The sequence below is a fragment of the Pseudomonas sp. XP1 genome, assembly GCF_053557675.1.
This window is the reverse complement of the sequence record NZ_JBNRIJ010000023.1, coordinates 33,612-36,759: the sequence shown is the minus strand read 5'-3', so window position 1 is coordinate 36,759 and position 3,148 is coordinate 33,612. Positions and strand designations below refer to the sequence as shown.

The following is a 3,148-nucleotide window of genomic DNA, read 5'->3' as shown; positions in this document are numbered from 1 at the left end:
CTCCCCGGCGAAAGGGGCGCGAAGCGCCCCGCACTTTCAGAAAGTGGTACGCAGCCCCACTTCAACACTGCGTCCCGGCGCTGGGGCGATATCGCGCAGGATCGAACTGGCATAGCGCACGGTCTGGTCAGTCAGGTTCTCGCCGCGCACAAACGCCAGCCATTGGCTCTGGCCAACTTCGAAGCGGTAGCCAACGCTGGCCCCCAGCGTGGTGTAGCCATCGGTACTGGTTTCGTTGGCCGGTTTGCGATGCTGCGACGCAGCATGCTGCACATCGACCCGCGCCTGCCAGCGGTCCAGTTCCCAGACCAGGCCGCTGTTCAGGCGCAGCGGGGCAATGCGTGGCAGCGGCTCGCCACTGTCGAGGTTCTTCGCCCGGGTGTAGTCACCGGAGAGCTCGAGGGCAAAGCTGCCATAACGGTTCTCGGCCAGTTGCCAGCGGTCCTGGGCCTCGATGCCATAGAAGCGCGCACGCACGCCCTGGTACTGGTATTCCGGGAAACCGTCATGGTCGTGATCGTGGTCATGGTCATCTTCGCCATGGTCGTGGTCATGCCCCTCGCGAATGTTGCCGGTGCCGATCAGGCCGATGTAGTTGCGGAAGTGACTGTAGAACACCCCGACACTGCCCTTGTGGGTGCCGTTGTCGAAACGCAGGGCCAGGTCGCCGGAAATGGCTTTTTCCTTGTTCAGGCTGGCATCGCCAACCTCGAAGGCTCCAGTGGCCACGTGGGCACCATTGGCATACAGCTCGTAGAAGGTTGGGGCGCGCTCGGTGTAGCCGAGGTTGGCGGCCAGCGACCAGATCGGGTCGAGCTGGTACACCGCCCCGGAAGACAGGCTGAAGGCATTGAAGCTGCTGGCGCTGTCAGCGTCGGCGAAGTTTTCGTTGCCTTTGGCATCCGGGTCGACCCGGGTGTGTTCCATGCGTGCGCCCAGGCTCAGGTTCAGGCGCTCGGTGGCTTGCCACTGCTCCAGCATGAATAGCGCCAGGCTGTCGGTGTCGGTGTGCGGGACGAAGGCTTCCTCGCCCAAGGCGGAGAACTCGTTGCGGCTGACCTGAGCGCCGATCACGCCTTCTACCGGTCCGAGCGGTTGGTGGCGGGCTTCGATACGTGCCTCATAGCCCTTGTTCCTGAAGGTGGTGTGGACCTCGCCTTCTTCGATTTCACGGTGCTCGTAGTCGGTGTAACCGGCATCGACCTTGACCGAAGTGAACGGGCCGTCCAGGTCACGCAGCTCGGAGGCGAAGGCGTAGTGGTCCTGCTTCATGTCCAGGCGCACACCCGGCTCGGCCACCGAGCCATAGTTGCTGTCGTAACGGCTATACGACAGGCCGGCGTAACCGTGGTCCCAATGGTAGGCACCACCCACGGCGCCACCGTCCTGGCGGCCGTCGCTGTTTTCCAGGCGGTGCTTGCTACCGGGTTCGTCGGCGTCGCGCACCTTGGAACTGCGCGCATAACCGGGGATGCGCAGGTCGTTGAACTGGCGGCTGTTGGCATCCAGGTGCAGGGCGAAGGTACCGTTGCCGGCCTCCAACTTGCCTGCGCTGCTGCGGGTGGTATCGGCGCCGCCGTAGCGCAGTTCACCGGCACCTTGAATGCCCTCGATGGGAGCATCCGGGATTCGATTGTCGAAGGTATTGACCACGCCGCCGATGGCGTTGCCGCCGTAGAGCAGGGCAGCCGGGCCACGGACGATCTCGACGCGGTCAACGGTCACCGGGTCCAGCGGCACGGCGTGGTCGTAGGACAGCGATGAAGCATCCAGGGCGCCGACGCCATTGCGCAGGATGCGAATGCGGTCGCCATCCAGGCCACGAATTACCGGGCGACTGGCGCCTGGGCCGAACCAGGTGGAGGCGACGCCGGGCTGCTTGTTCAGGGTTTCACCAAGGCTGCCGTGCTGCTGTTGCAGCAGGTTGTCGCCTTCGAGCACGGTACTGGGGGCGGCCAGTTGGCTGTTGCCCAAAGGGTTGGCGGTGATGACCTGGGGATCGAGTTCCACGGCGTGGCTGGGTGATGCGGCCAGCCACAGCGCGATGGCGAGGGGAGAGAGGCGAAGCGGTGTGTACAGCATGGGGATGGGGCGTTCCTTGGCAGATGCTTTTGTATTGTTACAATATAACATCTCTATTTCAGCACAGAGTTTTTGCGCCTGGCCAGCGGTTTTTCTGTCGACTCACCTGATCCCACCCACCACTACACTCGTGTAAGGTGCGCATCTTTCATACGGAGCACTGGCATGAGCACGGCCCAACACAATGCGCTGCACGGCAAGACCCTCGAACAGATCCTCACCGAGCTGGTGGCGCACTACCAATGGCAGGGCCTGGCCGAGCGCATCGATGTGCGCTGCTTCAAGAGCAACCCGACCATCAAGTCGAGCCTGACCTTCCTGCGCAAGACGCCGTGGGCACGGGAAAAGGTCGAGCAGCTGTACGTGAAGCTGCAGCGCCAGGCCTGACATGCCGCGCCGTCCCTGGCTGACCGGCATGGCCGTGCTGGGCTGGTTCGGCCTGACTGTGCAGGTGTATCTGGTGCTACTGGCGCGCTGGCAGGAGCAGGCCAGCCTGGTGGGTGGCCTGATCAATGTGTTTGGGTATTTCACCGTGTTGACCAATACCCTGGTGGCAACGGTGCTCAGTTATGCGGCGTTTGGCCGGGAAGGCGGTGCCAAACGTTTTTTCCTGTCGCCTGCGGTGAGTTCCGCAGTAGCCGCCAGCATCGTGCTGGTGGCATTGGCCTACAGCGTGCTGTTGCGTCACTTGTGGCAACCGCAGGGCTGGCAATGGCTGGCGGACGAGTTGCTGCACGATGTGATGCCCGTGCTATATGCCTTGTACTGGTGGTGCGAGGTGCCCAAGGGCAGGTTGCGGCTATGGCATCTGCTGGCCTGGGCGGTGTACCCGGCGGCGTATTTTGCCTACGCGCTGTGGCGGGGGAGCGAGATTGGTGTGTATGCCTACCCGTTCATCGATGTGGCGAGCCTGGGGTATGGGCAGGTATTGCTCAATGCCCTGGGGGTGTTGGCGGGGTTCTGGGGGATTGGGCTGGTGTTGCTGGGGCTGGACAGGTGGCGGGGGCTGCACAGGTTGGCTTGACCTGCACTGGCCCTATCGCCGGCAAGCCAGCTCCCACAGGAT

Annotated in this window: 3 protein-coding genes; 2 read left to right on the top strand and 1 reads right to left on the bottom strand. The window is 63.3% G+C overall.

What is annotated here, in order from left to right; translation table 11 throughout:
* Positions 1-36: 36 nt before the first annotated feature.
* Positions 37-2,082 (bottom strand): TonB-dependent receptor, encoded by a 2,046-nt coding sequence (locus ACK1U9_RS18465; RefSeq protein ID WP_449110083.1) that lies wholly within the window; start codon positions 2,080-2,082, stop codon positions 37-39.
* A 165-nt stretch (positions 2,083-2,247) separates the two neighbouring features.
* Between ACK1U9_RS18465 and ACK1U9_RS18460 the strand changes: the two genes are divergently transcribed.
* The gene (locus tag ACK1U9_RS18460) at positions 2,248-2,469 is read left to right on the top strand and encodes a VF530 family protein (RefSeq protein WP_003252112.1); all 222 of its coding nucleotides are present in this window, start codon (positions 2,248-2,250) and stop codon (positions 2,467-2,469) included.
* A 1-nt stretch (position 2,470) separates the two neighbouring features.
* Positions 2,471-3,106 (top strand): Pr6Pr family membrane protein, encoded by a 636-nt coding sequence (locus ACK1U9_RS18455; RefSeq protein WP_085601571.1) that lies wholly within the window; start codon positions 2,471-2,473, stop codon positions 3,104-3,106.
* Positions 3,107-3,148 lie beyond the last annotated feature (42 nt).

What these genes read in the sequence shown, in the direction of transcription:
- ACK1U9_RS18455 (WP_085601571.1), top strand. Translation starts at nt 2,471, where the DNA reads ATGCCGCGCCGTCCCTGGCTGACCGGCATGGCCGTGCTGGGCTGGTTC.
- ACK1U9_RS18460 (WP_003252112.1), top strand. Translation starts at nt 2,248, where the DNA reads ATGAGCACGGCCCAACACAATGCGCTGCACGGCAAGACCCTCGAACAG.
- ACK1U9_RS18465 (WP_449110083.1), bottom strand. Translation starts at nt 2,082, where the DNA reads ATGCTGTACACACCGCTTCGCCTCTCTCCCCTCGCCATCGCGCTGTGG.